Here is a 5,205-nt window from a genome sequence, read left to right as displayed (position 1 = left end):
GCACAAAAAAATCGCCGCAGGAGAAATTCCTGCGGTGATTTTTTCGGATTCAGAGCGGTTCCTGCAGCTCCGGCTGCCCCCCTCTGGGTCAAAATACGCGGAGGTCAGATCGGTGATGCGCAGACAGCGGGCATCCGGGCACGGAGAGAAATCGTTGCCGATCCGCTGTCCGGTATCCGCCAACTCGCCTGCTGGCACAGGCAGGATCCTTCCGGCGGGGTGTCCGGCCGGGGGATTTCTTCCTTTTGCCGGAGGACTTCCAGAAAAATATCGGTCCTAATCTTTGCACCTTTCTTCTCGGCAATCAAACCGATGGGAAAGGTGAAAGCCGGCAGCAGCCCCGGAGACTGCCCATGGAGAAAAATCCGCAGGCCCGGTTTCCTCATTTCCGGCTCGGCCCCCGTCGCCTTTTTTGCGTTTCTGCCGGTCTTGTTCCCTGCCCCGTACACAAAAAAGGGCGGAACGAGTGGGGGGCTCGTTCCGTCCTTCTCTTTATATAAAAATATAAAACCGTTGGGGGAAAAGGGATGGGTGCTTCTCAGATCTCGTTCCGTTCCATCATTCTCCGCAGCATCTTCCGCTCGCATATGCGCAGGGCTTCCCCGTCGTCCAGCGGCTAAAACAGGTATTCCAGCTGATCCTCTGTGTATCCCTGCTTCTGCAATCTGCGATAAACGTTCTCCAGCGTGCACATCAGTTCCGCCTTGGTACAGTGTCTGCTGACCGGCAGCTTGTTCTGCTTGTGTGTTGCCATCCGGGTGTACCTCCTTTCCTCTGTATTTCGTAAGGCCCTTCCGATACTGGCAGTATACTCCCTTTCGGGCCCTCCGTCCATTGGTAAACCGACGAATTTTTACGATGCACCAACGCTTTACGGCACCCGGGCGCCGCAGTCCTACGTCAGACGTTCCGGTTTGCGTGCAGGACGTGTTCCCTGGCATGGCAGGACGTATGCCGTTGTGCATTTTGCCTTGTGCATTTTGAAAAAAATTGCCGGGTCCGTTTCTTTGTGTTCAGGCGGACTCTCTCCAACTTGCCCAGGAAAGCTCTCTTCCCGCCCCGGTTTTTGGTCACAACCAAAAAATTGTTGCGCAGGCAATTGACGCTTTACGACTATTGTGATAAGATGCATCAATATCACAAAACAGGCAGCAAAATATTCCCGGATAATCCGCCCAAATGCGAAATTTTTTCCGTTTTTTGAGCGGCTTTTCTTTTGCCCTCGGGAGGCCTGTTCGGGGTATAAAAAGGAATCACGAAAGGGTCAAGATGAGAATGAAGAGAACCTTTGCGGGCATGCTGGCGGCGATGCTGGCATGCGCCATGATGGCGGCGCCGGTGCGCGCGGCCTACGACGCCTCTGCCGACACCGGCGCCGAAACGGTGCCCGCAGAGCAGGAGGCACAGGACGAGGGGGAACTGCCCGCCCTGGACGAAGAGTCGGTGGTGGACGCCGACGAGATGGCCGGTGCCGCCGGACTGAACCCGGAGGAGATGCAGGACGACTTTTCCGCCCTGTGGGGGGTGACCGGTCCCACCTGGGAGGAGGACACCGCCGATGAGGTGGACGGCATCGCCCTGTTTGGCGAGGAGGCCGCCGACGAGACCGACGGCACCCCGGATTACGTCTTCCTGTCCGACCGGGCCTACGAATCCGGTTCCAAGGCGGGCCACGGCAGCCTGATGCAGAACCTGGCCCCCAACGGCAAGACCATCCAGCTGCTGGTGAACGGCACCCCCACCGAGTTTGAAAAAGGCATGGGCGCCCACGCCACCTCCACCCTGATCTACGACATCGGGGAGCTGAAGGATACCTATCCTCTGCTGTCCCTGTACGCCGGTGTGGACTACAGCCAGAACGGCAAGGGCAACGGCGTGTGGTTCACCGTGTCCGGCTCCAACGACCTGGACGGGGAGTGGACCGAACTGAAACGCACCGGCGTGCTGACCCCCGGCGAGAACGCCGAGTATCTGTGCATCCCGGTGGGCGAATACCGGTACATCCGGCTGTACGCCAACGACAACGGCGCCACCGGCAACGACCACGCGGTGTACGGCGACCTGCGCCTGCTCAAGGAAGGCTACGACATCCGCAGCGAGCTGTACACCGGCTTCAAGACGCTGGAAGAGTACGACGCCGCGCTGTCCCTGAATTCGGTGGAGGACAACTATTCCCTGCACCGTCAGGAGATCCTGGAGCGGGCCTTTGTGGCCCGGGTGGGCTACCAGTCCATCCAGAACGCGGTGAAGGCCCAGCCCAACGTGAAGGACGCCCTGGACTGGCTGCGCGGGGATATGGACTCGCTGCAGCTGTTCCTGGAAGCGGGCAACCTGTACAACGGCTCCGGCTACAAGACCCTGACCGCCCTGGGCAATCTGTACGCCGCAGCCAAAAACGACATCGGCGACGAGGGCGACGCCCTGGTGTATAAAAAGATGATGCTGGCCACCGCCGTGGCCTACTGCAAGACCATCGTCACCTACATGGTGGGCTTCGGCGGCAACGCCTACCCCTCCGACCCGGTGGTCAAGTACACCACCTTCAAGAAGCTGTACGATGAAGGCTACTTTGTGCGCAAGGATGAGTTCAAGACCTATCCCATGGAACTGGTGCGCTACGTCATGGACTCCAAGACCGAGGACGCCGAGATCCTGTGGCTGCGGGAATATGTGGAAAGCAAATATCCCGACAACCTGACCAAGCGGCTGAACCCCTACACCTTTGTGCGCTACTACAACATCAGCTACAGTCAGGCCAAGTTCTATGACCCGGCCCAAAAGGACAGCTGGGACGCCAAATATGATTTTCTGCGCTACGGCGTGACCTACGGGGAGAAGGATTACTTCCACCTGTGGATGATGATGGAGGTGGGCGGCATCTGCTGGGGTATTTCCGGCATGGGGCTGTCCATCAACGAGACCCACGGCATCCCCGCCGTGAACACCTACCAGCCCAGCCATGAGGCGTACCTGCTCTACACCCAGAACGAAAAGGGCGAAGGCATCTGGAGCATCTGGAACAACATCTCCGGCTGGGCTTCCTCCTACACCCGCTGGGGCTGGAACACCGGCGCCGAAGCCCGCATTCTGCTGGGCTGGGGCCAGATGGACTACAACAAGGTGGACGGGGGCAACAACACCTCCTACATCCTGCTGTCCCAGGCGGCCCTGAACCGGTACGACCAGTTCCTGCAGTCCTGGCTGTACAAGATGGTAGCCGACGTCTATCCCGCCGGCAGCGACAAGCACGAGCAGGCCCTGGACCGCTCCCTGGCATGCCTGGACCTGAACCTGGACGCTTTGTACGGCAAGGTCAAGTCCTACCGCGCCGACCCCAACATCACCGAGTCGGAATGGGCCGACCTGGCCCGACAGGTCATCAGGACCTACACCTACTACCCCGCCCCCATGGTGGACCTGCTGGGCCAGATCACCAAGCACATTTCCACCGGTTCGGTGCTGGTGGAGCTGAACACCATGAAGACCAACGCCCTGAAGCAGGCGGCCGCCGCCACCGCCAGCGAGAGCCTGCAGCCCGACGCCTGCCGCGCCGTGGCCAACTCTCTGCTGGGTTCCGACAGCGTGGAACTGGCCACCTTCTCCTTTGACGGGGACAATGCCGGCTGCGTGGTGCTGGACCCCAGCTACGACACCTACGAACTGATGGTCCGCGTCTCCCTGGACGGCGGCCACAACTGGGAGACCTTCACCGCCGCCGACGGCTCCGAGATCGAGTACACCCCGGAGCACAAGATCCAGCTGACCCCGGACCAGATCGAGCGCATCACCGCCGACACCGACATCAAGGTGGGTCTGACCGGCACCAACGTGAACCACACCATCGACATCAAGGCGGGCAAGACCCTGACGGCCAAGACCCTGTACGCCAACGATGATGAAAACCTGCTCATCGGGGACACCAACGCCCTGGAATACAGCACCGACGGCGGCGCCCACTGGGCCGACTATCCCGGCGGGCTGGACAGCACCGTACGCTTCACCGGCAACGCCGCCGTGACCGTGCGCTACAAGGCCCACGGCGTCTACCTGCAGAGCTCCGAATACACCTACCACTTCACCCCCGAAAGCTACGAGGAAGGCCGGCAATACCTGCCCCTGCGGTATGTGACCATGGAGGGCTACTCCAGCCAGAACAGCACCAGCGCCGATCACGCTGCCAAGAACTTCATCGACGGCAGCGCCTATACCGCCTGGCACACCAAGTTCAACACCTTCGACACCGGCAAGTATTACATCGTCAGGTTCGACAAGGTCCGGGCCATCACCCGGCTGACCTACCTGCCCGGGGGCAAGAACGGCCGTCTGAAGGACGGCACCGTTTATGTGAGCATGGACGGGCAGGACTGGACGCCGGTGAAGACCTTCACCAATCTGGCCAACGACGAGAACCTCAAGACCATCGACATCGACCAGCCGGTGCAGGGCCGCTACCTGAAGATCGTGGCCACCTCCACCTACTACAACAATGCCGGGGAGAAGGACATGTACTTCAGCGGCAAGATGCTGAACTTCTACGAGGACCCGGCCCTGGTCATCGACCTGCCCGCGGAGATCACCTACGAGCCCCAGGAACCCACCCAGGGCAACGTCACCGCCACCCTGGTGCTGCCCGACGGCTGTCGCGCCGATGAGACCAGCTACGAGTTCACCGACAATGACACCCACACCTTTGTGTATTACGACTCCCTGGGCCGGGAGCAGACCATAGACGCCACCGTCAGCTGGATCGACCGCACCCCGCCCACGGCCGCCATCCTCTACTCCCCCGCCGACTGGACCAACGGCAGCGTGACCGCCACCGTGCAGGCCGACGAGGAGGTGACCTTCCTGGATGATTCGGAAGGCATCCACACCTTTACCGACAACGAGAGCTACACCTTCCGGATGGTGGACGCCGCCGGCAACGAGGGCGAAGTGGAGGCGGAAGTGACCTGGATCGACAAGACCAAGCCTGCCGAAGCCGACCTGCTCACCGTGACCAACGGAGAGGATTCCTCCACCGTGACCCTGAACATTGACCCCGCCGCCGTGGAGGTGCTGAGCCTGAACGGCGAAGCCACCGACAGCAACGTGCTGGCCGCCAGTGAGAACGGCCTGTACACCTTCCGCCTGCGCCTGCGGGACACCGGCTACGAGTTCGAGTACACCGTGCGGGTGGACTGGCTGGCCGGGGACATTCCCGAA

3 protein-coding genes are annotated in these 5,205 nt (G+C 60.8%); 1 reads left to right on the top strand and 2 read right to left on the bottom strand.

Features of this window, described 5'->3' with window-relative positions; translation table 11 throughout:
- Positions 1-104: 104 nt before the first annotated feature.
- Together Q0K17_RS10355 and Q0K17_RS10350 are read right to left on the bottom strand one after the other, a co-directional pair.
- A complete protein-coding gene (locus Q0K17_RS10355) occupies positions 105-587 on the bottom strand; it encodes a hypothetical protein (protein WP_294542817.1) in 483 nt (160 codons plus the stop codon).
- 29 nt (positions 588-616) lie between these two features.
- Positions 617-754 carry a hypothetical protein gene (locus Q0K17_RS10350; RefSeq protein WP_294542816.1) on the bottom strand — a complete coding sequence of 46 codons (138 nt, stop codon included), beginning with the start codon at positions 752-754 and terminating at the stop codon, positions 617-619.
- Between the two features lie 521 nt (positions 755-1,275).
- On the opposite strand from Q0K17_RS10350, the gene Q0K17_RS10345 reads away from it, so the two are divergent.
- On the top strand, positions 1,276-5,205 hold a 3,930-nt coding region (locus Q0K17_RS10345; RefSeq protein ID WP_294542814.1), incomplete at its 3' end, for a discoidin domain-containing protein.

The organism is uncultured Gemmiger sp. (assembly GCA_944388105.1).
Taxonomy (GTDB): Bacteria; Bacillota; Clostridia; order Oscillospirales; family Ruminococcaceae; genus Gemmiger.
This window is presented reverse-complemented; position numbering and strand designations above follow the sequence as displayed.

Excerpts from the sequence above, each read along its gene's own strand:
- Q0K17_RS10355 (WP_294542817.1), bottom strand. The coding sequence starts at position 587 with ATGCGAGCGGAAGATGCTGCGGAGAATGATGGAACGGAACGAGATCTG.
- Q0K17_RS10350 (WP_294542816.1), bottom strand. The coding sequence starts at position 754 with ATGGCAACACACAAGCAGAACAAGCTGCCGGTCAGCAGACACTGTACC.